The sequence below is a fragment of the Psychrobacter sp. 72-O-c genome, assembly GCF_904846605.1.
Lineage (GTDB): Bacteria > Pseudomonadota > Gammaproteobacteria > Pseudomonadales > Moraxellaceae > Psychrobacter.
This window is the reverse complement of the sequence record NZ_CAJHBI010000005.1, coordinates 1-26,820: the sequence shown is the minus strand read 5'-3', so window position 1 is coordinate 26,820 and position 26,820 is coordinate 1. Positions and strand designations below refer to the sequence as shown.

General features: G+C 43.1%; 20 protein-coding genes and 1 pseudogene. 11 read left to right on the top strand and 10 right to left on the bottom strand.

The features are described 5' to 3' along the window. Positions 1–61: 61 nt before the first annotated feature. Positions 62–1,567, top strand: coding sequence for a S41 family peptidase (locus JMX97_RS02520; RefSeq protein WP_227671533.1), 1,506 nt, complete (start codon positions 62–64; stop codon positions 1,565–1,567). A 170-nt stretch (positions 1,568–1,737) separates the two neighbouring features. Here JMX97_RS02520 and JMX97_RS02515 read toward each other — a convergent pair whose 3' ends face one another. The 3 genes from JMX97_RS02515 to JMX97_RS02505 all read right to left on the bottom strand — a co-directional run bounded on the left by JMX97_RS02515 (position 1,738) and on the right by JMX97_RS02505 (position 6,235). Further along, a complete protein-coding gene (locus JMX97_RS02515; protein WP_201554991.1) occupies positions 1,738–3,417 on the bottom strand; it encodes a sigma-54-dependent transcriptional regulator in 1,680 nt (559 codons plus the stop codon). Between the two features lie 181 nt (positions 3,418–3,598). Beyond that, the gene (locus JMX97_RS02510) at positions 3,599–5,443 is read right to left on the bottom strand and encodes a sensor histidine kinase (RefSeq protein WP_201554988.1); all 1,845 of its coding nucleotides are present in this window, start codon (positions 5,441–5,443) and stop codon (positions 3,599–3,601) included. A gap of 156 nt (positions 5,444–5,599) precedes the next feature. After that, entirely contained in the window at positions 5,600–6,235 is a 636-nt protein-coding gene (locus tag JMX97_RS02505) for a response regulator (protein WP_201554986.1), read from the bottom strand. A gap of 414 nt (positions 6,236–6,649) precedes the next feature. On the opposite strand from JMX97_RS02505, the gene JMX97_RS02500 reads away from it, so the two are divergent. Together JMX97_RS02500 and JMX97_RS02495 are read left to right on the top strand one after the other, a co-directional pair. Further along, positions 6,650–7,720 (top strand): D-alanyl-D-alanine carboxypeptidase family protein, encoded by a 1,071-nt coding sequence (locus JMX97_RS02500; RefSeq protein WP_201554984.1) that lies wholly within the window; start codon positions 6,650–6,652, stop codon positions 7,718–7,720. Positions 7,721–7,846: 126 nt separating this feature from the next. Next, a complete protein-coding gene (locus JMX97_RS02495) occupies positions 7,847–8,524 on the top strand; it encodes a thiamine phosphate synthase (RefSeq protein WP_201554982.1) in 678 nt (225 codons plus the stop codon). A gap of 111 nt (positions 8,525–8,635) precedes the next feature. Here JMX97_RS02495 and JMX97_RS02490 read toward each other — a convergent pair whose 3' ends face one another. After that, the gene (locus tag JMX97_RS02490; RefSeq protein ID WP_201554974.1) at positions 8,636–8,965 is read right to left on the bottom strand and encodes a TraR/DksA family transcriptional regulator; all 330 of its coding nucleotides are present in this window, start codon (positions 8,963–8,965) and stop codon (positions 8,636–8,638) included. A gap of 427 nt (positions 8,966–9,392) precedes the next feature. Between JMX97_RS02490 and JMX97_RS02485 the strand changes: the two genes are divergently transcribed. The 5 genes from JMX97_RS02485 (at position 9,393) to ruvB (ending at position 14,644) form a co-directional block, all read left to right on the top strand. Next, the gene (locus JMX97_RS02485; protein ID WP_201554971.1) at positions 9,393–10,607 is read left to right on the top strand and encodes a phosphoglycerate kinase; all 1,215 of its coding nucleotides are present in this window, start codon (positions 9,393–9,395) and stop codon (positions 10,605–10,607) included. 282 nt (positions 10,608–10,889) lie between these two features. Beyond that, a complete protein-coding gene (locus JMX97_RS02480) occupies positions 10,890–11,294 on the top strand; it encodes a hypothetical protein (protein WP_201554969.1) in 405 nt (134 codons plus the stop codon). A gap of 459 nt (positions 11,295–11,753) precedes the next feature. Beyond that, positions 11,754–12,788, top strand: coding sequence for a class II fructose-bisphosphate aldolase (fba, locus tag JMX97_RS02475; protein ID WP_201554967.1), 1,035 nt, complete (start codon positions 11,754–11,756; stop codon positions 12,786–12,788). 68 nt (positions 12,789–12,856) lie between these two features. Next, the gene (gene ruvA, locus JMX97_RS02470; RefSeq protein WP_201554965.1) at positions 12,857–13,477 is read left to right on the top strand and encodes a Holliday junction branch migration protein RuvA; all 621 of its coding nucleotides are present in this window, start codon (positions 12,857–12,859) and stop codon (positions 13,475–13,477) included. Between the two features lie 186 nt (positions 13,478–13,663). After that, positions 13,664–14,644, top strand: coding sequence for a Holliday junction branch migration DNA helicase RuvB (gene ruvB / locus JMX97_RS02465; RefSeq protein WP_201554963.1), 981 nt, complete (start codon positions 13,664–13,666; stop codon positions 14,642–14,644). A gap of 124 nt (positions 14,645–14,768) precedes the next feature. On the opposite strand, the gene JMX97_RS02460 is transcribed toward ruvB, so the two are convergent. The 4 genes from JMX97_RS02460 to JMX97_RS02445 all read right to left on the bottom strand — a co-directional run bounded on the left by JMX97_RS02460 (position 14,769) and on the right by JMX97_RS02445 (position 19,286). Further along, on the bottom strand, positions 14,769–16,430 hold the full coding sequence (locus tag JMX97_RS02460; RefSeq protein ID WP_201554954.1) for an ABC1 kinase family protein: 1,662 nt from the start codon (positions 16,428–16,430) through the stop codon (positions 14,769–14,771). A gap of 108 nt (positions 16,431–16,538) precedes the next feature. After that, the gene (locus tag JMX97_RS02455) at positions 16,539–17,237 is read right to left on the bottom strand and encodes an SCP2 domain-containing protein (protein WP_201554952.1); all 699 of its coding nucleotides are present in this window, start codon (positions 17,235–17,237) and stop codon (positions 16,539–16,541) included. A 108-nt stretch (positions 17,238–17,345) separates the two neighbouring features. After that, positions 17,346–18,485, bottom strand: a complete 1,140-nt coding sequence (gene ubiE, locus JMX97_RS02450; protein ID WP_413786383.1) for a bifunctional demethylmenaquinone methyltransferase/2-methoxy-6-polyprenyl-1,4-benzoquinol methylase UbiE — start codon at positions 18,483–18,485, stop codon at positions 17,346–17,348. An 87-nt stretch (positions 18,486–18,572) separates the two neighbouring features. After that, the gene (locus JMX97_RS02445; RefSeq protein ID WP_201554950.1) at positions 18,573–19,286 is read right to left on the bottom strand and encodes an FFLEELY motif protein; all 714 of its coding nucleotides are present in this window, start codon (positions 19,284–19,286) and stop codon (positions 18,573–18,575) included. 307 nt (positions 19,287–19,593) lie between these two features. Between JMX97_RS02445 and JMX97_RS02440 the strand changes: the two genes are divergently transcribed. Together JMX97_RS02440 and JMX97_RS02435 are read left to right on the top strand one after the other, a co-directional pair. Then, positions 19,594–21,300, top strand: coding sequence for an ATPase (locus JMX97_RS02440; protein ID WP_201554948.1), 1,707 nt, complete (start codon positions 19,594–19,596; stop codon positions 21,298–21,300). A gap of 698 nt (positions 21,301–21,998) precedes the next feature. After that, positions 21,999–23,606: an inorganic phosphate transporter gene (locus JMX97_RS02435; RefSeq protein ID WP_201554946.1), complete on the top strand. Its 1,608-nt coding sequence runs from the start codon at positions 21,999–22,001 to the stop codon at positions 23,604–23,606. A gap of 142 nt (positions 23,607–23,748) precedes the next feature. Here JMX97_RS02435 and JMX97_RS02430 read toward each other — a convergent pair whose 3' ends face one another. Next, positions 23,749–25,413 carry an aminotransferase class I/II-fold pyridoxal phosphate-dependent enzyme gene (locus tag JMX97_RS02430; RefSeq protein WP_320157742.1) on the bottom strand — a complete coding sequence of 555 codons (1,665 nt, stop codon included), beginning with the start codon at positions 25,411–25,413 and terminating at the stop codon, positions 23,749–23,751. A 655-nt stretch (positions 25,414–26,068) separates the two neighbouring features. Here JMX97_RS02430 and msrB point away from each other — a divergent pair. Further along, a complete protein-coding gene (gene msrB, locus JMX97_RS02425) occupies positions 26,069–26,494 on the top strand; it encodes a peptide-methionine (R)-S-oxide reductase MsrB (protein WP_201554944.1) in 426 nt (141 codons plus the stop codon). Between the two features lie 226 nt (positions 26,495–26,720). Here the strand turns inward: msrB and JMX97_RS13740 are convergent. Further along, positions 26,721–26,820, bottom strand: a pseudogene (locus JMX97_RS13740) (IS1 family transposase); the annotation flags it as partial.

Sequence of the window (26,820 nt, the reverse complement as noted above, 5' to 3'; positions counted from 1 at the left end):
ACTTGCTAATAATCTTATGACAATAAGCTTATATGCTTTCCTATTTTAGATGAGTCCTTTTATGCGTCTATCAGCTTTTAAACGACCAAACAAACTGATTATGCCAGTAGCTATAAAGCCTGCTGTTTTTAAGCCTGCGTTTATGATTGCTCTGCTTGGGATAGGTAGCGTTAGCTTGTACGCTCAAGCGGCTACTATAGCGCCTGTCGATACTAGTGCCAGCAGCCCCACAGCAGGTATACAGCTTATAAGTCTAAAAAGTGATGAAGTCCCGTCATCGAATGGGGCTGATAATTTAACGGATATAGCCGACGGATTAGATGCTGCTGACCAGACTGATGATTGGATAGATAACGTCCCTGATGCGAGCGCTGTAACTGACGATCTGGACTACAATAATTCAAATGATATAAATACTGATATTCCAGCTGAGGTCGCCCATGTCTCTTTGAAAGCGATTTCACCTGAGACCCTAAAGACCTTTGTCGCGGTGGTGGACCTAGTTCGGCGTGAGTACGTTGATGCGGTCAATGATGAAGAGTTGTTCAATAATGCTATGAGTGGCTTGCTGACCAAGCTTGATAGTCATGCTGAGTTTTTAGATGCTGAAGCTTATGAGAATCTACGCGCTTTTACTCAAGGTGATGTCGGTGATGTCGGGCTGACAGCCACTTATCAACCAGAGGTAGGATATTGGGTCATTACCGATGTGATTACTGATTCGCCTGCTGATAAAAAAGGTATCGCTGTTGGTGATTATTTGCATCAAATTGATGAGTTCAAGCTTGATGACAATAAGCAATCCAATGATATTAAGCAGTTGCTCACCGGTATTGCAGGTACGCAAGTCGATGTTATTACCTCAGAAGCAGGTCGCCGTAAGCATACCACTACTTTGCAACGTAATAATAACCATCCTCAGATTATTGAGACGCGTCTTGTTGATGGTATTGCTATTATTAGATTACCGGCCTTTCAAAATAACAGCCGTGAACAAATCTTACAGAGCCTTGTTAGTCTAAATGCTCCGGTTTCAGGTATATTATTAGATATGCGGGATAATCCAGGCGGCGTTCTGGCTTCAGCGGTACAAATAGCCAGCTTGTTTATGACGGATACCGATGTGGTAAAAGTAAAAGGTCGCCAAAGCCCCCTGCAAACCTTGTCCACCCAAGGCACTGCAGTACTTAAACCCCTGCCGGTTGTCATCCTACAGAACCGCTATTCGGCATCAGCAGCGGAAGTGTTGGCAAGCAGCTTACAGGCACAAAAGCGTGCGACTATTGTGGGCGAGGTCAGTTACGGCAAAGGGTCAGTACAATCAGTAATACCGCTTAATGAGGAACAAGCGGTCAAATTAACGGTCGCCCATTACCTAACAGCTGCGGGTAAAAAGATAGATAAAATCGGTGTACAGCCTGATATGACTTTATCGGGTAGTGAGAATACGTGGGAGCAGCAGGCGCTTGATCTATTAAGCCAGCAAGAGCGCACTTCGGGCATACGCTTTGTAAAAAAGGATACTTCCAAAGCAAGTGCTGTTGAAAAATCGATACCAAGTAACTAATACGGCCTAATAACTGTTAATAAAAAACAATGTTTAATAAAAAATGATGTTCAATAAAGAAGCTTAGTCATAAACTTCAACAATCTAATGTCCATAAATTAATACCCATAACCCAATAACAGAGTCTGTTTAAAGCTTTATTACCAGAGTTGTAATTTTTTAGCCAAACACTACTCACCGTGTTGATCTTCAGCAATATCTAATTTTTTCATCCGATAGCGCAATGAACGAAAAGTGGTGCCTAGTAGCTCAGCAGCTTGGGTTTTATTCCAGTCAGTCTGTTTAAGCGCAGTAATAATCAAGCGCTTTTCTTGATCTTGCAGATAAGCTTCTAGCCCTTTTTTCGGCAAATCGGCCTCAGAAGCGCTTACTAATGACGACTGACTGTTCGTTTTCTCGATAAATAACCCTTGTTCACGCCGTTTGTCTGTTTCATCAGTATTTTCTGGGGCGTTAGTAGTTGAGCGTTGAATGTGTGAAGGGTAGTGCTGAGTGCTGGTACGGTAAGGATGTAAGTTGGTTGCCGTCGGCCCAGTTGCTGTTTTTGCCGTCGTTGGGGCGTTTTTATCCTTATTCGAGATTGGCTCAACTACGGGTTCGTCAGCCACGTCAAGATTAGCTTCGGCATGTTCATCATTAGTAGCTTTCTCATGATGTGTTAGAACCTTATGATTGACATCAATTTCAGCTAGCCCTAGATGACTGACGTCAATTGTTGCTGTTTCAGCTAAGGTTACCGCGCGCTCAAGTAGGTTACGCAGCTCGCGGACGTTACCGGCGAAATCATGGTGCTGCAAGCGCTGGCAAGCATCCGCTGTCAATGTTGGCGATGTATCAAGTTGCCACTCCTTGGCAATCAATGCCAAAAAATGCTGGGCTAACACTGGGATGTCATCACGACGGGCATTGAGGGTGGGCAGCTTAAGCTCAATAACGTTGATACGATAGTATAAGTCTTGTCGAAATGCGCCACTTTGTACCAGCTGGTCTAAGTCTTTATGAGTCGCTGATAAGATACGAATGTCTACTGGCACTTCTTTGGTATCACCGATAGCGCGTACAGTTTTTTCCTGAATGGCGCGCAGCAGTTTTACCTGCATTGCTAATGGCAAGTCTGCCAACTCATCCAAAAACAACGTACCCCCATTAGCCTGCTGAAACAATCCTTTTTTATCAGCGACTGCACCAGTAAAGCTGCCTTTTTTATGGCCGAAAAACTCTGATTCCATCAATTCTGAAGGTATTGCGCCACAGTTTACGGGCACAAAGCTGCCATCTCGGCGCGGACTCAAATCATGAATCAGTCTTGCCACCACTTCTTTACCCGTTCCTGAAGCACCTGACAGAAATACAGGGGCTTGCGAGCGCGCCAGTTTTAAAATGGTGTTTTTAAGAGTATGCATCACTGCTGAGTCACCAATCAGACGGCTGTCTAAGATCTGCTGCTCAGGCGAGCTTTCAGGAGTGGTTTTTTTATCGTTGTCCTGATGAATAACCTTTAGGGCATTTGTAACCAGCTGGCGTAAACGTGGTAACTCAAGAGGCTTATTCACAAAATCAAAAGCCCCAAGCTTGAGTGCCTCAATAGCCAAATCCATACTACCGTGTGCAGTAATGACAGCTACTGGAGTGCTAGAGCTATTACTAATTTGCTTGACCAATTCTAGACCTGAACCATCAGGTAGGTTTAAATCAGTTAAGCAAAAATCATAGGCATTGTCTTGCCAGTATATTTTTGCTTGCGATAAAGTATAAGCGACATCGCTTTTGATGCCCATCTTAGTTAGGGTGATTTGCATCAGCCGGCATAAATCTACTTCATCATCGACGACTAGCGCGGTTTTTTTCATACATAATCTCATTTTGTTCATGGTGTGCAATTGATACAAGGTTTTAAAAGGCGGCGTATTAAAAAGTATTGGTAAAAGGTATGGCTATAAATTAGCGCTATGTTCGTATCAGCAGTAGGTTTTTTAAGCGCATTATGGGATAGTGCTTTGTTTATTCGTTGAGCCTGCTCATTAAAACTGCTCATAAAGAGAAGGGGCTGTTGGCAGTTTTATTATCGGCAACAGGCGCAATGACACGAAAGCAGGTTTTTTCATGCTCAGGAATATAAAGTAAACGGGCTTGATTGGCTTCACAAAATGATTGAGATAAATATAACCCCAAACCTGTGCCTGACTCAGCAGTAGTAAAAAACAGATCAAATAAACGGTTCAAATTAGCAGAACTAACGCCAGAACCACCATCTAAAACATCAATTATAACATCGTTCTCAGCATGATAAATTTCGATCTCCACATAAGCATGAGGATGGGCGTAACTACTATGACGTAAACCATTATTAATCAGATTAATCAAAATCTGTTCTAATTGGTGAGTGTCAAATTGTATGACAGGTTGCGTGCGCATATGTAAGAAAATATCATGATCTTGAAAGTGATTATTCAGAAATAGCGGCATCCACTCAGCCAGAGCTAGCGTTTGTTGGTTGGGTGTTTGCTGCCGTGATAGTTTTAGAACGTCCTCAATAATGCGATTAACGCGTTTGGTTTGTGCAAAAATCATTTTATAGAGCTCATGGTTGTCAGTTATATCACTGCTTCTATCAATATTACTGTCATTGTCCGTGACATTTTCTACCACATCTTCCATTAATAGTTGGCTGGCTTGTGAGATAGCCGCTAGAGGATTTCTTATTTCATGAGCAATGCTGGCAGTTAACTGTCCAAGAGATGCCAACTTTAATTGTTGAGCACTGGCCTGTTCACGGCGTAGGTCCTCTAACATCACCAACTGACTTTGGTCCTTTAAAGGGATAATCTGTACGCGCAGCTTACCAACCACCGAAGCGCTCGCCGCTGCCGGCAACTCATAAATAAAGGCTCGTGACTGACCCGTTGCTACTGACAAGCAGCCATTAAGTAGTTGCGGATGTTGCTCGCCGAGCTGCTGTTGAAAGTCAGATAAAAGACTGATATCAGAGTGGTTCTGCTCACCCTTATTCTGATTTTGTGCCTGTTTGGACTGAGCGTTAGAGAGGCTGTCAGAGTCTGCTGCAGTTTCGGCAGCTGTTTTGCTAGTGCTGCTATCAATAATAGGGTTGTCAGTAAGGGATGCCAGCGAGTGTTTAGGGATACTGAGTAACTGATAAGCGGCGAGGTTGGCTAAGACAATATGTTGTCTATCAATTACTATGACGCCGCTGATCATTTGACTGATGACTTCTTGGTTGATGTCGTTGAGTCGTTCGACCTCTTTGGCATGGTGTGCTGCCACCTTTTCAACGTGTACCAAGCGCTGTGAGATGGACCAGCTGAGAAATCCTACTGCCAAAAAGCTTGCTGATATTAGTAACGCATCACCTAAGTTGGTCAAACTCATACTATTGGCGATGGCATAGAAAAACTGTTGATAAATAACAAAAATAATGGCGAGCAAGGTGATAATGAGCGCTTGTGAACCATTCAGTAGCATAAAGCTTGCCGCCACTACCACCATGTATAACATGGTGAGCTGTAGATCAGGAGCTCCGTTAGTATAAAGCAGTAGGCTTAAGATAATCACATCTAGCGCCAGTCCAAAAGCCAGTTGCCGCTGTAACTGTTGTTTGGTGGCCACATAAAACAACCCCAGCAGAATTAAGCTGAGTAGTACATAAAAACTAAGGACAGTTTGTTGTAATAAGCTTGGCAGTAGTAAGCTACTATCGGTTCTGGTGGTGATATAAACCATCAGCATAAAAAATATACTGACAATAAGCCGATAACTGCTATAAATTAGCCCGATTCGGCGTAACTGCGGTGGGGGTAATGTATCACCTTGTTGAAAATATTTAGTGATAGCGGTGATGGTTTTAGTAGCAGATTTCATAAATTGACCGAAAAGGTAAAAGTAGATACTAAGTGCTCAATACGGCCTAATATCTAAGCTGAATATAGAAAGTAAATTCAGCTACATTTTGACAGTAAAATGCCAGAGCTACGCATTGAAAATACAGAATTAAAAATCCGGTGCCAAAAATCTAGTCTACGGTTGAATTAAACCATGCCGAATAGCCAAATGGGTCAATTTAACATCACTATCGACACTGACTTTTTCATAAATACGGTAGCGATAAGTATTGATAGTTTTGACACTAACAAACAACTGATCCGCAATTTGCTGTGGGCTTTGACAATTGACCACCATCATTGCCACTTGTTTTTCGCGATCACTTAACAAGTCGAAAGGCGAGGCGGCATTATCTGATAGTAGGATTTCGGCGAGCTGCTCGGCGACATCTTGGCTAAAATAACGTCCGCCTTTATAGATTTTTTTGACTGCTAGCAACATCTCATCAAGCGGGGTGCCTTTAGTAATATAACCATTTACCCCAGCTTTTAGCAGCATTGATGGATAAGGCTGGGCAGACATACTACTTACTGCCAAAATTTTGATACCCATGTCCAGCTGAACCAAGCGTTTGGTTGCTTCAAGCCCGCCAATGTTGGGCATATTAACATCAAGTAGAACCACATCAGGCCGCAGCTGTTTGGCCAGTTTAATCGCCATATCGCCGCTGTCTGCTTCGCCCACTACTTCGATATCAGCACTGTCAGCTAACATACGACTAATGCCCATCCGCACCAGATCATGATCATCTACTACCAATACTCGAATCATAGTTATACTCTTTACTATCTGACAAAATGAAAGGTGTATTATTAACGTCAAGTCACTGCAGACAATTGCATGCTTGGTATAAGTACAGTTTTACATACTGAGTGTGACTATCGCAATGGTGTTGCTCACTTTACACTAAGAGAACCTAATCATAAGCACATAAAGTCAGAAATCACCTTATATTGCTATATTGTTAACCAATATTGCTAGAAACCAAAGCAAATGTAGCAAAAATTGAAAAAATTAAACAAACGGAATGAAATTGATTTAGGAGATAAAACTTGAAAGCAAATCATGATACACTAAAAATACAAAAACTCTATGTGAGTCTCTAAAAACACATCTATAAACGCTATGTATGTTATCGACGTCAAATGATTCGTAACTGACGTGATATCAACAGCAGGGGGAAGAATGAAGCAACTACCATTAACCAAACAGCAATTAATCGCTGCACTGATTTCGTTGAGTTTGGGCAGTGTTGCACAAGCAGCCCTTACTATTAATGGTAGCTCTGAAGCCACTACTAATGCCCGCGTGAGCTGGGGCGGTGCCGATAGCTTGTCGGAAGCCCGTAATATTATGTATAAGACTCCTAGTTCTCCTATCAAGAAAGTTGATAATGGCTATGGCACGACCAACGTTACTAATGCTAACAGTTTTGGCAGCAGTAGCAATAGCTATAACACGACCTACCGCGGTAGTTTTGGCAGTAGCAGTATGTTGCCTATCAGTACCGACTCACGCAGCGTAGCAGTGATTGATTTAGAAACGGGCGAATCTATCTACGAAAAAAACGCAGATTCCTCACGTCCAATGGCAAGTATCACTAAACTGATGACAGCTATAGTTGTTTTAGATGCTGGGCTCGATATGCGTGAGGAAATTACGCTCGATCCAGAAGATTTCGTCGGTCCTAAACGCGCCAGCTCGAATCTTAAATCAGGCGATCGCATGAATCGTGCTGAGTTGTTATTAATGTCGTTGATGAAATCAGAAAACCCAGCTGCAAAAAGTTTAGCGCGTAATTATCCGGGTGGCTATAGTGCCTTTATGCGTGCGATGAATCGTAAAGCTCAAGAATTGGGCATGAGTAGTGCTTTTTTCGGTGATCCAACCGGTCTTGATAAGCGTAACGTTGCCTCATCAAATGATTTAGTGAAAATGGTACGCGCTGCGGGCAACTACGATGTGATTCGCCGTTTTACGACTACTAAAAGCTATGACTTCTTTGTTGCTAACAATTCTAGTGGTAACCGTACCTATAAAGCGAACAATACCAGCAGCCTAGTTCGCTCAGGTGACTATCCAATTGGTATCTCAAAAACTGGCTTTATCAATGAAGCAGGACGTTGTGTGGTCATGGAGACTCGCGTCAACAATCGTCCGGCCATTATCGTTATTCTAGGCGCGAACAGTTCAGCAACGCGCTGGGGTGATGCCAAAAATATCTTAAGTAGCTTAGCGACTCGCCGTACGGTCTAATTGCACAAAGCGGTGATCAATATTGACGATGCAGCCTATGTTATAAAGCATGTGCTATAAAATAAATAGAAAGGCTGTTATATGATATAACGGCCTTTTTTGTGTTTTGAGCTTAAGGATATTCATATGACTGCTTTACGAACGCTTATACCTGTGCCTAAGTTGTACTTACTTACTAACGACGACGAGTTTGATCTGCTTTATCGCAAGCTGGAGACTGCTTTAGCGACAGGATTAATAGGATTGCTACAAATCCGGCGCAAGCAAGTGTTAGCAATGCCAAACGGGCAGGCAACGTTATATAACGAAGCGGTGCAAATCGTTATGCTAGCTAGAGAGTATGGTGTTCCGGTAGTAATAAATGATGACATTACATTGGCAGTTAAGCTTGGGGTTGGCGTACATCTAGGGCAGCAAGATGGCAGTGTCAATCAAGCAAAACAGCAGTTGGCGCCCGAGCAAATTATTGGCCGTACTTGTCAGGGTGATATCGCTCTAGTAAAAGAAGCGCAAAGTGACGGTGCAAGCTATGCGGCAATGGGGGCAGTATTTACTTCCACTACCAAACCTAATGCCAAGACCATTTCTCGTCAGCAGCTTATCGATGGCTGCCAAGAAGCTGTTAATAAAAGCATGGATATGTGTGTGATTGGTGGTTTAACTGCGGAGAATATTTCACAGTTGGCAGGCTTACCAATTACTTATATTGCGATAGTGGGCGATATTATGGATTTACCTGTTGATATGATTGCTAAGCGTTGTCAGCAATGGCAGCAAGCTTTAACTGATTGGCATATTGTTTAACGAGGGTTTTTTAACGATTAAAATCTAAATCCTAATAATCGAAAAGCGCGCAAATCGATGCGCGCTTGACTGGTAAATTATAAGATAATCCTTGTCTTACAGACTACTTATTTATTCAGCATGTTCCATACATAAGGTAGCGTAAGGCACGGCTTGCAAACGTTGTTCTTGTATTTGTTTACCGCACACTTCACATTCTCCGTAAGTACCATTTTCGATATGGCTTAGCGCATTTTCAATATAAATAAGGTTTTGGTGTGCTTCTGCCGCGAGTAGCTGGCGTGTATCGTTTTGACGAATAGAAATCGCTTGATCTTCCCAGTCTTTATTAAGATCATCCTGCGGATTTTGGATATCATGCTTTATTTTAGCAATGCGGGTCTCATATTCTTCTTTAAGTTTTAATAGTGTTTGTTTGGCAGCATCTAAGTCAACGCTCATAGTAATCTCCTGATAGCTCTTTAATAAATCGTTGTTTAATGGACTGTTGTTATTCTCTACTGTTCTAGCATAAGGGCGGTAGGGGCCGAGTACCACCACAAAATGTTACTGGTTTTTTAATTCATCTTGAGCGAAATATCTCTGACGACAAACTTTTATTGCTTCAAGTTTAATGATGGCTTGGCAAATTGGTCGTTATGCTATGCCCACGCCGAAAATTTATAGCGCGTTGTCTATAGAATTTTGCTAGAAAGCTGATAGAATGCAGCGGCTATTGTTTGCGACCCAATATTTTTGATAAACGATGTCTATAAAAAAGCTAACAATGAAAACTCATCTAAGTAGACTACTATTTATAACGATCACTTAACTAAGATAAAACACCACAAACTAATGAATAGATTGAGACCCAGTATAGGAGCAGGTAATGAATTTTTTGCGTATGAGTGAGCTGGCTTTAGCTGGTAAAGTGGTATTGATTCGTGAAGACTTAAATGTGCCTATTAAAGACGGTAAGATCACCAGTGATGCGCGCCTACAAGCCAGTTTGCCTACCATTAGGATGGCGCTGGATAAAGGAGCAGCAGTAATTGTATGCTCGCATTTAGGCCGTCCAACCGAAGGTAACCCTGAGGTGCAATATTCGCTGGCGCCAGTTGCTGACTACTTAACCGAGAAGCTTGGGGTGCAATTAGCGCAGCCAGTAACTCTTAATAGTGAGTATCTTACTCAAGGCGTATCAGTAAAAGCGGGTGAGTTGGTCTTGTTGGAAAATGTTCGCTTTAATAAAGGTGAAAAAATAAACGATTCTGCGTTGGCTCAAATATATGCTGACTTATGCGATGTGTTTGTCATGGATGCTTTTGGCACCGCTCATCGCGCGCAAGCTTCAACCGAGGGCGTTACCCAAGCAATGCGTAGAGCAAATAAAAACGTTTGCGCAGGGCCTTTATTGGCCGCTGAGCTTGATGCCCTAAGTAAAGCCTTAGAGACTCCAGCGCAGCCGATGTTGGCTATTGTTGGCGGCTCAAAAGTATCTACTAAGCTTGAAGTCCTACATAGTTTGGCTGAAGTTTGTACGCAAATTATCGTTGGTGGCGGTATTGCCAATACTTTCTTAGCGGCTGAGGGTCATAGTGTCGGCGCGTCTCTGTATGAACCGGACTTAGTTGATACTGCACGTCAGATTATGAAAAAAACGGATATTTTATTGCCTGAATATGTCGTAGTTGCTGATAAAAATGACATTGACTTTGCAGACTTTATCGGCTCATTACAACAGACGGCCGCCACTGTTAAATCCGTTGACGCTATCGGCGAGCATGACATGATATTAGATATTGCGCCGCAAAGTGCCGAACTATTAGCGGAAGCCATTGCCAACGCGAAAACCATTTTATGGAATGGCCCGGTTGGCGTTTTTGAAGTGGATGCCTTTGGCGCCGGCACCCAGATTGTGGCAACAGCGGTCAAGGATAGCGACGGCTTCTCGATTGCAGGTGGCGGCGATACATTAGCAGCGATTGATAAGTATCAAGTGGCCGACGGCGTAAGTTACATGTCAACGGGCGGTGGGGCGTTCTTAGAGTTTGTAGAAGGTAAAACCTTACCAGCAGTAGCAGCCTTACAAATTGACGGCTGATAGATTCTAACGCCACTAGCTATACTGCAATATAATGTTTCAGTAACATTAGGTGTACAACTTTCGCTAGGTATCTAAGTTAGGCTATAAAACTCGTATAGCGGCTGTCACAATTGGCTTATCAATCTAAAATTCGATAATTAACAGCCATTATTAAGTTGTTCATTATTAAGTCGTTATTATTTGTTAATATAATAAAGATTGTTATTGCATGTCTTATTTGCACTCTATAAAATAGCGCCACCATGTATTTTGACATGCATTATTTACAAGAGGTTTACTATGTTAAAACGTCATTTGTTACTTGCTAGCGTGCTTGCTGGTACTTTCGCAGTCACTGCATGTAGCCAACAAACTGAAGAACAAGCGGAAGATACCGCTCAACAAGCTGAAGATACTGCTGAGTCGGCTGGTGATGATATCGCCGCCAACACTGAAGCAGCTACTACTGAAGCCGAAATTGCAGCACAAAATGCTGGCACTGAACTTGCCGATGGCGCAGAAACTGCTGGCGCTGTTGCTGCTGGTGCAGTCGTAAATACTGGTGAAGCAATTGCCGATGGTGCTAACACCGCAGTTGTAAATACAGCTGAAGTAGTCGCTGATGGCGCTAATTCTGTTGCTGATGGCGCATCTGATGTAGCAAACAATGCAGAAGAAGATGTTCCAGCAGATCAACAGTACTAATCAGTAGTACTAAGTTGTAATTTTACTGAAAAGTTAACGCCTTAAAACCTAAAAAGCCTTGGCAATTCCAAGGCTTTTTTGTGTTTGTCATCCTGTGGTTTTTACAATTTGTTCGAGGGATTAACTTAAGTAACGGATTTAAGCACCTATAGTTAATACTTAATGAAATAGATACGCTAATAATCACCTGCGGCTGTTTTGAAGTAAAGCGACTATAACAAAAAAACGTGCCAGACAAACAAATAGGCTGACAACAGCTGCGAAGGGGTGGCAAATTTTGCTATAATCACCGCGTATTGCTTTTAATAAATGATGACTATCAAAGACCATGAAGTCTTTTATTAACTTATAGCGATACCACTGTATCAAAGCAGGGATTTTTGGGTAATTTCTGCAAAAACTCATATTTAAAAACCCTGTACTTAAAACAATTTTCAAAATCCAATCAGAGAGCGTGTTATGGCCCTAATCTCCTTACGTCAACTTTTAGATCACGCCGCTGAGCACAACTACGGTGTTCCTGCTTTTAATGTGAACAACTTAGAGCAAATGCGGGCGATTATGATGGCTGCTGACGCTTGTAATTCCCCAGTAATTGTTCAAGCTAGTGCCGGCGCACGCGGCTATGCAGGATCAGCGTTTCTACGTCATTTAATTAGTGCTGCCATTGAAGAGTGGCCACATATTCCAGTGGTAATGCACCAAGATCATGGCATGTCACCTGGGGTTTGTCAGCGTTCAATTCAGCTTGGATTTTCATCAGTAATGATGGATGGCTCGCTTGGTGAAGACGGTAAAACACCCATGGATTATGATTATAATGCCAGCGTCACGCGCGAAGTGGTTAAGTTAGCCCACGCTTGCGGCGTTTCTGTAGAAGGTGAGATTGGCTGTTTGGGTAGTCTTGAGACTGGCATGGCTGGTGAAGAAGACGGTTCTGGCGCCGAAGGCGTGCTGGGTCATGAGCAACTATTGACTAGCGCTGACGAAGCAGAGCAGTTTGTGAAAGATACCAACGTTGATGCCCTAGCGATAGCTATTGGTACCAGCCATGGTGCTTATAAGTTTACCCGGCCACCAACTGGCGATATTTTATCTATTGAGCGGGTAAAAGAAATTCATGCTCGCATTCCGAATACTCATCTGGTGATGCACGGTTCTTCATCAGTACCGCAAGAGTGGCTAAAAGTCATCAACGAATACGGTGGGGATATTGGCGAAACTTATGGCGTACCGGTTGAACAAATCGTTGAAGCGATTAAGCATGGCGTACGTAAGGTCAATATTGATACCGATTTACGTTTAGCCTCAACAGGTGCTATTCGTCAGTATTTAGCGCACAATCCTAGCGACTTTGATCCTCGTAAATATTTCAAAGCTTCAATGGTTGCAATGTCTGATATTTGTAGCAATCGCTTTGAAGCCTTTGGCTCTGCGGGTCAAGCGGATAAAATCCGTCCGATCAGTCTTGAAAATATGGTCAATTTTTATTAGTAAATTAATAAAGACAAACCGCTTAACCTAACAGCAGCTCATTTTATTATTTATGATAGGTGATGATTATGATAGGACTGATTACTGGGCAGGTGCAGTATTTAATGGCACCAACCGCTTGTGTCATGACCACCTCTGGAGTAGGTTATGATATTGAGCTGCCATTGCCCTCATTTTGCCAGTTACGCGTAGATGAGCCCGCGAGGATTTGGACGCATTTGCATGTCCGTGAAGACGCGCAGCTACTGTTTGGTTTTATCGATCGTAAAGAGCGTGATGTCTTTCGGCAATTGATCAAGATCAACGGGGTCGGCGCTAAAATGGCGCTGGCCATGTTATCGGCTATGTCGGCTGCAGAGTTAAAGATGCATGTCGATCAAGAGTCAGAAACGGCGTTGATGCGTATTCCCGGTATCGGTAAAAAAACCGCTCAGCGTTTATTGATTGAGCTAAAAGACAAGCTCAAAAATATCGAAGTTGATAATAGTAATTTGGAATTTGCCACTCAGCCGCCAGTTCTCGATCTTGAAGGCAGTATCATTGCTGAGGTAGAAGGGGCGCTAATCAGCTTAGGGTACAAAGAAAAAGAAGCCCAACAAGCCATTAAAGCTGCGAAGAGTAACGGTACTGTTTTTGAAGACACGCAAGGGTTATTAAAGGCGACACTCCAGCAGCTCTCTGGCTTCTAAGGGGTGTTTTTTTAACCTTTACTGTTGTCGTCAAATGAGCCGTGCTTATATTTAAGCGACACCAGTTGTCGCTTATTTTTATGCTGTCTTTTACTTTATGTTGTTTTCGCATGACTTATCGAATTGGTTTAGTTATGCTATTACTCTCTTTTTATTATCTCTGCCCTTAATATAACGATAAAATATATGACGCAAGATCGCTTGATAAATCCCTTAGAAGGGGCAGGTGACGCGCCTGATGCTAACATTCGTCCCGCCTCACTGGCTGAGTATATCGGTCAGCCGGTCGTGTGTGAGCAGATGGAAGTCTTCATTGAAGCGGCACGTGCGCGCGATGAAGCGCTGGATCATACTCTTATCTTTGGTCCACCTGGATTAGGTAAAACCACCCTTGCCAATATTATTGCCCGTGAGATGGGCGGTAATCTACGCTCAACTTCTGGACCTGTACTAGAGCGTGCAGGAGACTTGGCGGCGATGCTAACTAACTTAGAAGCGGGCGATATACTTTTTATCGATGAAATTCATCGTTTAAGTCCGGTTATCGAAGAGATACTCTATCCAGCGATGGAAGATTTTCAGCTGGATATTATGATTGGTGAAGGGCCAGCGGCACGCTCTATTAAGCTTGATTTGCCGCCATTTACCTTAGTGGCCGCAACCACACGAGCAGGATTGTTAACCTCGCCGTTGCGTGATCGCTTCGGTATTGTCCAGCGTCTGGAGTTTTATAACATTGCGGATTTGACTACCATTGTCAGCCGCGCAGCACGTCTGATGCGCGTTCCTATGAGTGAGGATGGCGCGGTCGAAATTGCTCGCCGAGCTCGTGGTACACCAAGGATTGCCAACCGCTTGTTGCGCCGTGTACGTGATTATGCTCAAGTGCGAGGGGATGGCCGAATTAATGGTGACATAGCTGGTAGTGCCCTTGATATGCTAGCGGTCGATCGGCGTGGTTTAGATCATTTAGATCGGCGTTATATTGAGATTTTACAGGAACGCTTTGATGGCGGTCCTGCGGGAGTTGAAGCGATAGCAGCAGCTATGGCTGAAGATCGCGGAACGCTTGAAGACGTGATTGAGCCGTATTTGATTCAGCAAGGATATGTGTTACGGACAGCGCGCGGACGTGTGCTGACGCAAATGGCTATTGATCAGATGTAATTATTTTTGTCTCGAGCCTAATAAAAAACCTACTATTGAAGCTTCAATAGTAGGTTTTTTATTTTTCTAGTAGTGCTTTCCTCAGTAGAGGTAGAGAATGGCTAATCACTGAATGTTAGAAGCTTTAAGCGAAAATCCGCCAAATCACTGTCAGCATGGCCAAAATATAAAAGACAGGTGAGAGCCAACCGATAACTTGAGTGGCAATGGCAATAAACAGCCCAAATCCTGCTAGTGCTATCCAGTCACGGCGGCGATCATTGAGCATGTCAGCGCGTATCTGTTGGATTTCACGCAGTTGACTGTCTTGCCGCGAGCCTTGAGAGGCTAGACTTTGTAAGCTTTGATCAAGCAATTTTGGAATGTCAGTTGCGGACAATAAAATTTCTGGCAGCTGCGCACGTAGCTGTTGTAAATTACGCGTCGGATCCAACTGTTCTTTAATCCAACTGCTTAAAATGGGCTTAGCTAATGACCAAATATCTAAATCGGGATACAAGTCGCGTCCTAGTCCCTCAACGTGAACTAAAGTTTTAAGTAGCAGCATCAATTGCGGCGGAATACTCATATGATGGCGGCGGGCAATATCCAAAATTTGCATTAATACACCGGCAAAATCTATCTCATTAATAGATTTTTGTAGCATAGGGCCAACGGTACGGCTCATATCGCGCATTAAAGCATGTTTATCGCTATTGGGTGGTATCCAGCCTGCACGGCTAACAATATCGACCACAGCGGTAAAGTTGTTATTCATCACTGCCAGTAGCATCCGCGCTACAATCAGCTGATCGTCTTTTGATAACGTCCCCATGATGGCGCAATCAAGACCGATATAACGTGGCTCATGTCCGAGATCAATGGCTTCCATATCAGCCGTGAGCGTTGTGACCGGAGGGGTCTCTACAAACACATTACCCGGATGCATATCGGCATGAAAAAAGTTATCACGAAAGACCTGGGTAAAAAATATGGTTAAGCCTTTTTCTGCGAGGGCAGCGCGATCGTAGCCGAGTTGGTCAAAGAGTTGTACTTGTGAAATCGGAACACCCTGAATACGCTCCATCACCATGACATTTTTGGACGCGTCATAGACTTCGGGCACATACATTAGTGCTGAACCTAAAAAGTTATTGCGCATCTGAGTGGTGTTTTCTGCCTCAAGGTTCAAATCTAATTCATTGAGCATCACTTGCCGATAGTCTTCGACAATATCGATAATATGTACCGCGCGTGCCGCTTCTACTCGTGCGGATACCCAGTCGGCTAACTCGCGCAGCAACTCAAAGTCTGCAATGATAGTAGTGCGAATATCAGGGCGAACCACTTTTACCACTACTTCACGACCATCATTTAGAGCAGCGGTATGTACTTGAGCAATAGAGGCAGCCGCTAAAGGCTTAATATCGAAACGTGCAAATAAAGTCTCAATAGACTGGCCGAGACCATGTTTGGGGTCTTGAATTTGAGTGATAGCAATATCAACGTCGAACGGCTTAACTTTATCTTGTAGCTGAATCAACTGTTCGATGATTTCAGGGGGTACTAAGTCACGACGCGTAGAGAGCAGTTGGCCGAGCTTTAAGAATAATGTACCCATGTCTTCTAATGCGTATTTAATAGCATTTGGCTGATGTTTTTTACCCCAAGCCGCTGGATGTAGACGAATTAGACGCACAAGAGGTTGTAGCTGCGGCGCGTCCTCAACAGAAAAGTGGGTATCAATGCGGTAGCTTGCGGCAATACGCCAAAGCTCAAGTAGACGGGCGCGATGAGATAATAGCATAGGCAGTAAATACTCTAATATAGTGTTTCTAAGCTGAATAGTGACGCCAAAATATTTATGCTAAACAGCCACTATAGATAAATACGCGAATAAAACGGTTTGTTATGGCTATTGTTGTTGCGTTAAGCGCGCCTGTTCTGCCTTAATGGCCGCCAGTCTTGCCTCTTCGCGCTCAACGTCAGCCCGCAGTTGTAATATTTGCTGCTTTAGATCATCGGCTTGCGCTTTTTCAGTAGGGTCGGGGACGCTATTACCTGATACGTCATTTGCCCAGTCACTCATATCGTCAAAGGCACGCTTGGCGCTATGGCGAAAGCTCCCTTTGAGTTGGGAGATAAGCAGTTGTAGCTGGCTGGCCATCGGTTTACCAATCAAAGGCTCAAGCTGTCCGGCAACATCAGGATCAAAGCCTGCTACCAACTGTTTGAGCTGCATCAGTACTTTATAATCACCCGCAATTGGTAAATTGCCTTCGGCACCGCGCATTAGGTTCAATAATTGCGCAGGATTATCAACTGAAATAGTGCAGTCTGGACTGCTATGACCAATACGTGAAATATCGAGATTGGCTTGTTGATTTTCATCATCACGTTGACCTCGTTTCTCAAATACACTGTCGGTGGTCACTGGCTCAAAACGCAGACGCTCTTGATTGAATAAAATATCCAAATGAATCTCAGGCATGATCATATTGAGACGTAACACTTTACCAGCAAGAGGCGTAAGACCCGCTTGAGTGATCTCATCACTTGCAATGGCAATATTAATCAGCTTTTCGGCACCGGCCAAAAGTAATACAGTCAGCATAAGACTCTCGCATATTATTTAAGCACGTGGAAATGGGGCAAACATTCAATCAGGGTCTGTTTTTATAACCGATATTCTTTATGAGCGCTATTAGCTTTTATTTTAGCATTACGCTTTAAAGCCACGATGTACCGCAACGATTCCGGCAGTTAGGTTGTGATAATCACAGTTCTCAAAGCCAGCTTGCTCCATCATCTGCTTTAAAGTCTGCTGATCAGGATGCATGCGAATAGACTCGGCCAAATATTTATAGCTTTCTGAATCGTTGGCCACCAGTTTACCCATCATCGGCAGCGCAGTAAAAGAGTATAAGTCATAGGCTTTTGATAACGGCTCAAAGACAGGTTTTGAGAACTCCAATATCAATAAGCGACCACCTGGTTTAAGCACGCGATACATAGCGCGCAATGCAGCTTCTTTATCAGTAACATTACGCAGACCAAAGCTGATAGTCAACAAGTCAAAGCTATTATCATCGAATGGCGCCAGCGTTTCTGCATTGGCCAATACGAAATCGACATTGTTACAACCTGCATTAATCAAGCGCTCACGGCCCACTTCTAACATTGCAGCATTGATATCAGATAGCACCACTTTACCGCTGCGACCTACTTCACGGCTAAACACTTTCGCTAAATCACCTGTACCGCCAGCAATATCAAGCACATGCTGGCCGGCACGAACGCCCGATAAGCTGATGGCATAGCGCTTCCATAAGCGATGGACACCAAAAGACATTAAGTCATTCATAATGTCGTATTTTTTCGCCACTGAGGTAAAGACGTCAGCTACGCGGGCTTGTTTTTCTGATTTATTAACAGTCTTATAACCAAAGTGGGTCTCTTCTGCGCCATCAGTATCAGATGTATGCGGATTATTGATATCATCACGTTGATTAAAAGCAGCTTGTTTTGCAGCTTGTGTCTGAGTGTCGCTTGAGTTGGTGTTGGTGCTTTTATTAGCACTACTATTTAGCATGGTTGTTTGTTGACCTTGTGGTGTTCCTGTTGGTAGGTCTTGGACCTGAGTAAAATCAGCATTACTGTCGTTTTCTGTCGCAGCTTTAATCACAGGGCTTTGGCGTGCTTGCGCTTTGGCACTGATATCTTGACTATGGGCTATGCTGTCTTTGACCAACTTATCTTGGATATGACCGTGTGAAGTAGGCTTAGGGTCAGGATGAGCGCCGCTTTTATCTAAATTGTCACCTAGATTGTTACTCAGATTATTATTTGAAGTATCGGTCATGAAATAGTCCTGTTACTTGTTTTTATGGGTATGTTCAGTCGTCAAAGTCAGCTTTTTTGCTAGTGTTATTGAGTAATAGTGATTGGGCTATGATACACCAAACGCGGTTATCTTGCCGTCATTACCCGATGCGTGTACTTGATCAATAATCATCAATTCGCGCTCGCAAAAGGGATCAATAAAGCTGCTGACACTTTTAAGTGGTTTCATGGCAATGAAGCCGGCATCAATGAAGTCGTATAGCGGCTGATAGTTATGTCGATAGGCGGTGCCTTTAGCAAGAGCGAAAGCTCTTTTTAGCACAAACGAATTAAGATACTTATCAGTACGATAACAGACATCCTTGAGGTTATTGATTTGGGTGCGGCGCGCGTCATCTTCATCGACAGCGCGGTAGGCAGCAAGCATGTTGTCTTCATTAACTGGCAGGTCTTTATCAACCAACCATTCAGCCAAATGCAAATCCAACTCAATCGCTAAAATAGAAGCCTGAATAGCCATACTGCCTGTTTCTAATGCCGATTCCTTGGCGAGACGCTCAAGCTTTTTTGCCTTAGGTAGGATACGTGCTAGCTGTTCGGCCAACTTCTTGAACTCATCACCCCCATATAATTGGGTGAGAAAATATTTTGCCATAGGTTGATTTTTTGGCTGCTCAAATAGCGCACTATGGCTACGTTGAATACGCGCCCGTTGCCATGCTTGCACGGCATTAAGCTTGGTATCAAGCTCTGCATCTTGGTGGCAAAGCAGCGCCCAATAACGCGTCAAATGGTGTTGTAGATCTGATAAAGCAGACATGGCTTGGAATCCTATATAATTAAATATCAACCGCTATCCAAAGACACAGTATTACATATCTTAGTTAAGCGCTTTAAGTAGAGCTAGCTCAGTAGTGAAGGGATGAAAGTTAATAAGTAGCTGTATATCAGCGCATATATCAGCAGATAATACGCTACCTTAAAAGAAAGTAAAGCAGAATACAAATATCAAACTGTTACATAGTAGCGTTATCTACGAGTTAAATGGGCGCTATTATTATTAAGCCAACATTAAGTCAATATAATAATTAATGAATATATTACATAAAAATAAGATGAGTCTAAATATGTCTAAGAATAATCAAGATAAACCTTCGTCTAAAAGGCAGCAGCTGCCGCAAGCGGTGAGCGACCAGTTTAACCGAGAAGTGGTTGATCAGCGCTTAACGCCTAACCCTTTAAGTCAGTTCGCAATGGACCAAGATGCGCTTAGGTTAGCGTTGGTGACCGCACAATTCGCCTTGAAAGCAACGCGACAACAGTCTCCGCCCACCAGCAACAAGCCTACTGGGCTGCTGGTGTTGGTTAATGGTATGGAGCAGGCAGGTAAAGGTACGGCAGTCAAGCAGTTGCGGCAGTGGGTCGACCCGCGATTATTAAAAGTTGAAGCGACTATCGGTTATCCACCGTTAGCTTATCAACCAATCTGGCAGGCGCATACCAAAGCAATGCCGCGTCATGGCGATGTGATGGTGTATTTTGGTAATTGGTATGCTGATTTGTTATATAACGTCATGCGTATGGCAACGGATAGTGAAGATGAAAATGGCAATAAAGAGTCCAATAAAAAGTCTAAAAATAAATCGTCAGATGAATCGCAAGCGCTACCTGTTGCTAAGTGGCAAGTTTATTTAAAACAGCAATTAATTGAGCTACAAGCATTTGAGCGTGACCTAGAGGCCAACCAAACTAAGCTGCTAAAATGCTGGTTTCATGTTGATGCCGAGACCTTACAACAGCGGTTAAATGATGAGAAAGCAGATCCGCAATTTTTGTATCAGGTTGACTGGAATAAAGCTGAGGTTATAGCGCAATTCAATCACGTCGCTACCACACTACTACAACAACAAGATGACTGGGTCATTATCGATGGTTGTGACAAATCACAAGCAGCAACCAGCTTTTGCCATGAAGTGCTACAGGCGATGCAAGACGCGCTAGCAAGTAGTAAAGTACCCCTATCTGACACCTTTAAAGATGTTGACAATAAACCTTTAGACGATAAGCAGAAAAATGTACAAAATTCTGTAGAATTTGAGCCTGTAAAGATACCCAAGATACTGAAAGATATTGATGATCCTGATATGGATAAGTCAGACTATCATGAACAACTGGATGCCAAGCAAGCCAAACTTGCTGAGTTGCTACGTGATCGTGATGGTCGCCATGTGGTCTTTGCATTTGAAGGTATGGACGCGGCAGGCAAAGGCGGAGCCATTAAAAGGCTAGTTGCGCCTCTAGATCCACGGGAATATCAGGTTTATAATATTGGCGCGCCAATGCTTTATGAGCTACAGCATCCATATTTGTGGCGCTTCTGGACACGACTGCCCAACGAGCAAACTGACCGCATTAGCCGAATCGCTATCTTTGATCGTACTTGGTATGGCAGGGTTTTGGTTGAGCGAATTGAGCAGTTTGCTGATGATGTCGAGTGGCAGCGTGCTTATGACGAGATCAATCGCTTTGAGGCGGATTTGGTAGCGGCAGGAACCCTAGTGATTAAGTATTGGCTGGCTATTGATAAAGAAGAGCAGTTAGATCGCTTTGAAGATCGCAGTGAGACCCCGCACAAAAAATTTAAATTAACGGATGATGATTGGCGCAACCGTGATAAGTGGTCAGACTATGTGCAATCTGCTGCTGATATGCTGGCGCGTACCGATACGGAAACGACTCCGTGGTGTGTGATTGCGACCAATGATAAGCGCAGCGCGCGTTTAGAGGTTTTAGATCATGCCATCAAGCAACTATCGAAATTTTCTGAGAGTTAAAACTAACCGTGAAAATCCTAACTGTTAAAAATAGAATCTCTAAATATCAATAATTTATACGATTGTCTTTGACAATTCACTGCGAATACTCATAATAGGGCGGATAACAAGCAGGAGCGTTATTCTCGTATAAAGTCTAACCGACTGGGCATTATTAGAGTGATATTAGAGCCATACATTTACGGTTACAAATTTCGCAGTATCATCATGCATTATGCTCATTTATTTAATATAATAGGCGCGTGATGGCAGACGCGAACGGAGTTTACTGTTGGTTGTCATAAATGCTCACAGATATAATGGAATGCTTAAGCCGCAAGATGATTAAATCAACGAATTTAGTCATTTTACTTGCGGCTTAATAATATTTTGTCTTCTGTACGAGGTGGAATAGATGCAGATTATAAATCTTGTCAACACCTCTCAAGCAAACGTTTAATCAGCGTTAATACCATATCCAAAAACCAGTCTCGTATTCGGAACTGTAGTTTATTATCATATTTTAAAGCCATAATTTAAGATTATTATTTAAAAATAGCACTTGAAAAAATAGTTCAACACTGTCGTTCCATGTTTTATTTTAAGAAAAATCATGCGGCCATTTTTGATGCTGTGTCAAATGATTGACACAGCATCAAAAATGGCCGCGTTATCAATCGCATAATTCTTCAATAAGCTTACGCAGGGCGTATTAACCTATGGGTATTAGCAGCAGTTCTACAGAGCCGACCAAACAAGTTGGCACTATGAGAATGAATCTATTTTTTGCCATTTTACTGATTGCAATGACCGGCTATTTTTTATGGTGGGGACTTGATTACACCATGCATCAACAGACGATGCTATTTGTGTTGGCCACCGCGTTTGGTATTTTCATGGCATTCAACATTGGTGGTAATGATGTCGCCAATTCGTTTGGTACCTCAGTAGGTGCCGGTACTTTGACCATTCCGCAAGCGTTAGGAGTGGCGGCGATATTTGAAGTATCAGGGGCTGTGCTTGCTGGCGGTGCAGTTACCGATACCATTCGCAAAGGCATCGTTGATTTAGACGGCTTAGCCGTGTCGCCCAATCAATTTATCTATGTCATGCTCTCCGCATTGATTGCAGCTGCATTTTGGCTATTATTTGCCACTCGTAGGGGCTTACCTGTCTCAACTACGCATTCCATTATTGGTGGTGTGATCGGCAGCTCGATTGTCCTTGGTTTTGATTTGGGCGGCACTGAGACAGCGCTGTCAACAGTCAATTGGACGACGGTAGGACAAATCGCTATATCGTGGGTACTGTCGCCACTATTAGGCGGTGTACTGGCCTATTTGCTATATGGTCAAATCAAAAAGAATATCATTGATTATAACGATAAGACTGAAGCCCATATTGCTGAGCTAAAAACAGATAAGAAAAACTTAAAGAAAGATCATAAAGAATTCTTCGATGGGTTGTCAGAGTCACTACAATTGTCATACACCTCAGCGATGCTGCGTGATCAAGACATCTATAAAGATGACGACTGTACGCTTGAGGATCTAGAGACTGACTATTACCAAAACCTTTATAAGATTGAGCATGAGCGTAATGGTTTAGATACCCTAAAAGCACTCAAAAAATGGGTACCTATTATCGCTGCGATGGGCGGGGTAGTGATGACCGCGTTAGTCGTCTTTAAAGGGCTCAAGAACGTCAATAGTAACATCACAACCCTGCACGGCTTTTTGTTTATGGGTATGGTAGGGGCATTGATTTGGCTCGCCACTTTCATTTACACTAAAAGCATTCGTGGTAAGCACAAAGAAGACCTCACTAAAGCCACGTTTATTATGTTCAGCTGGATGCAAGTATTTACCGCATCGGCGTTTGCGTTCAGTCATGGTTCGAACGATATCGCCAACGCGGTTGGCCCTTTTGCCGCGATTATGGATGTTATCCGTACCAATACTATGGCCACACAAGCTGCGGTACCAACACCAGTAATGTTAACCTTTGGTGTGGCGCTTGTCGTCGGTCTTTGGTTCATTGGTAAAGAGGTCATTCAGACGGTCGGTACTAATTTGGCCAAGATGCACCCCGCATCTGGTTTTTCAGCCGAGCTGGCAGCGGCTGCCGTGGTGATGGGCGCATCTACTATGGGCCTACCGGTATCAAGCACCCATACACTAGTTGGTGCCGTTTTAGGCATTGGTATCGTTAATAGAGATACCAATTGGGCATTAATGAAGCCTATTGGACTGGCATGGATAATCACCTTGCCTGTCGCAGCCTCGCTGTCAGCGATTAGTTATATGATATTAAAACAAGTTTTTTAAATGATCTCTTAAATCTTCAAAAGTGCATTGATTCGATTTTGAATGTCTCAAACCTTAACGATAACGCATCGCGTCCTAGAAACAAGAAGAACGCTTATCGGCCTCATGCTGATAAGCGTTCTTTTGTGTTTAGAGTTAAGGTTTAATCGGTACCAAACTGTTGGCGTTTCTTCGCAAAGAAGCGATCCAAGCGATCCATCGCATCTTCTAATTCATGAAGATTGGGTAAGAACACCACACGAAAGTGATCGGGCGCATCCCAGTTAAAGCCTGTACCTTGTACCATGAGTACTTTTTCTTCAAGTAACAACTCCATCATAAACTGCATGTCGTCTTTGACGGGATAAACGGCAGGATCCATCTTTGGAAAGCAATAAAACGCGCCTTGGGGCATAGTACAAGAAATACCTGGAATCGCATTTAGACGAGAGATAGCCAATTCACGCTGCTTATAGAGACGGCCTTTCTCCGAGGTCAGATCTCGCATACTTTGATAGCCACCCATCGCTGTTTGGATTGCATATTGTCCGAGCACGTTGGAGCATAGGCGCATGGAAGCAAGCATATCTAAGCCTTCAATAAAGTCCGTAGCGTGCTGTTTTTTGCCCGACACCATCATCCAGCCCGCGCGGAATCCAGCGATACGATGTGATTTTGATAGTCCATTGTATGATAGGACGAGTACCTCGTCAGTCAAAGTGCTCATTGGCGTATGAACCGCATTATCATAAAGGACGCGATCATAAATCTCATCAGCCATGATGATTAAATCATGTTCTATAGCCACTTCGATAATTTGTTTAAGAAGGTCGTCTGAGTAGAGAGCGCCCGTGGGGTTATTGGGATTAATGACCACAATACCTTTAGTTTTACTGGTAATTTTTGATTTGATATCCTCAATATCAGGATGCCAATTGTCCTCTTCATTACAGCGATAATGTACCGCTGTACCCCCAGCTAGGTTGGCTGCTGCTGTCCATAGCGGATAATCTGGCATGGGAATCAATATCTCATCACCGTCATTCATAAGTGCTTGCATAGTCATGACAATCAGCTCAGAAACGCCGTTACCCAAATACACGTCACGTACGTCGACCGCAGACAGTAACCCTTTTGCTTGATAATATTGCAATACTGCTTTACGCGCTGCAAAGATTCCTTGCGAGTCTGAGTAACCAGTGGCCTCAGGCAAGTTCATAGCCACATCACGGAGAATCTCATGCGGTGCCTCAAGGCCAAAAGGAGCTGGGTTGCCCACATTGAGCTTTAAGATTTTCTGACCTTCCGCTTCCATTTTATTGGCAGTTTGTAGTAACGGACCACGAATGTCATAGCAGACATTTTGTAATTTATCGGATTTTTTCAATGCACTCATAGAGTTACCATCCATAGTATTATTTTGTGAGTCTGTACGGGTACTAGTTGTGGTTGTTGACTTATTGGCTGGTGGTTTAGTTTGACTGTTATTAGCATTAGCAGGTTTTGCATCTGTTGATTCAGCACCAGTGACGTTTTTGCTTAGGACGTTGCTTTGTTGGGCATTCAGATTAGTATCAGCGACAATGTCAGTATGATGGTCGCCGCGTAACAGATAGCCTTCGCTACAACCTAAGATTCTCGCCAGAGTAGGGAGCTTTGAGGAGACGATACCATTAGTGCCACGTTCCCAATTAGAGATAGCACCGCGGCTGACCTTTGCACCAGCTTCTGTCATTGCTTGGGCCAATTTCTCAGCAGTCAGTCCCTTATCGCGACGTAGCTTTACTAAGCGTTCAGCTTGTTTCTGTTTGCTTTGATCCTTATCCATAATTATCGAAGCCCTTTATTTCAATAAGTTAGTATCTAATAAATATAGTGTTGAATAGTTGAATCAATGAGTTACCTAATGCAAGATATTATTGCATTTTTAGCTTGAATGCAAGTATTTCATAGAAAGTATTTTGCAAGTTATTCTTGCATTTTATTAGTGTTAACTGGCTTTAATACCAACCTAATTAACTTCTCAAGGCTTCTTAGAGTCTAGATATCTAAAGTCGAAGCTCTAGGTTGAGGCTATTATTAGAATCAGCCCTACCGAGTTAACCAATCCCATAAGTTAAGCAATCGCACAAATAGTATGAAACGTTATTCTTAGATTTAGCTATACCTAAATGTCAACTTATAGGTGGTCTTCAGAAACTGTTAAGCCCTCAAACATGGGCTAGCTAACCACGTGTAGGTTTGGTAAAAATCAGCGTCTATTCATTGCATAGTTAGAGGCAATTGCTATATCTTACTTCTCTATCATACTGTATGACGATATCAATAAATGCGGGTATTGGGTCTTGAATATTGACTTATAACCAACAGATAAAGCGCATCGCTGTCATAAATTATTAACGATAAATTCGTAAACGGATAGCGGTATGACTGTCATAGCAGATTAGATAATAAACAACTAAACAACTAAACAAGGATTACTCATGCAAGACAATCAACTTAACAAAGAAGAGATCGCTCAACTTACCGAAGCTGACTGGAAGCAGCGCCTTAGCGCCGATGAATATCATGTGATGCGTGAGAAGGGCACAGAGCGTCCATACACTGGCGTTTATAACGATACTGAAGATAAAGGTGTATACCGTTGCAAAGGCTGCGGCGCGAACTTATTTGATGCTGATAGCAAGTTTGATGCCGGTTGCGGCTGGCCTAGTTTTGACCAAGGCGTAGACAAGAGCGCTATTGATGAACATGTCGATGACTCTTTGGGTATGCGCCGTACTGAGGTGACCTGTAGCAATTGTGGTGCGCATTTAGGTCACGTCTTTCCTGACGGCCCACGTGAGACCACTGGCATGCGCTATTGTATCAACTCAGTGTCTATTGATTTAGATAAAGCTGAGAAGTAGTTGGTAGAAATAAAAAGCAGACAGCTAACAGGGATTAATGGGTTTCTGTTATTGTGAACATTGAGAACGTAGTAGGGGGACCCATGAGGTTCCCTTGCTAATTTTCCACACTAATTGAACATTGGCTTTAATACCGTTCAAACAAGCTGCACCAGTTAAATCAGCTTTCAAAACAATTCATTAAACTATTAAGATAATAGGTGGTGTTTCAAAAAGTATGCTGGCATTAGACATAACCATAATTGATATAAAAGAACAGCATATTGAACGTTTTAAAGTGATTGTCGAGTTTCTTAGAAAAAGCACAAGTCTTTCTAACTGCTCGC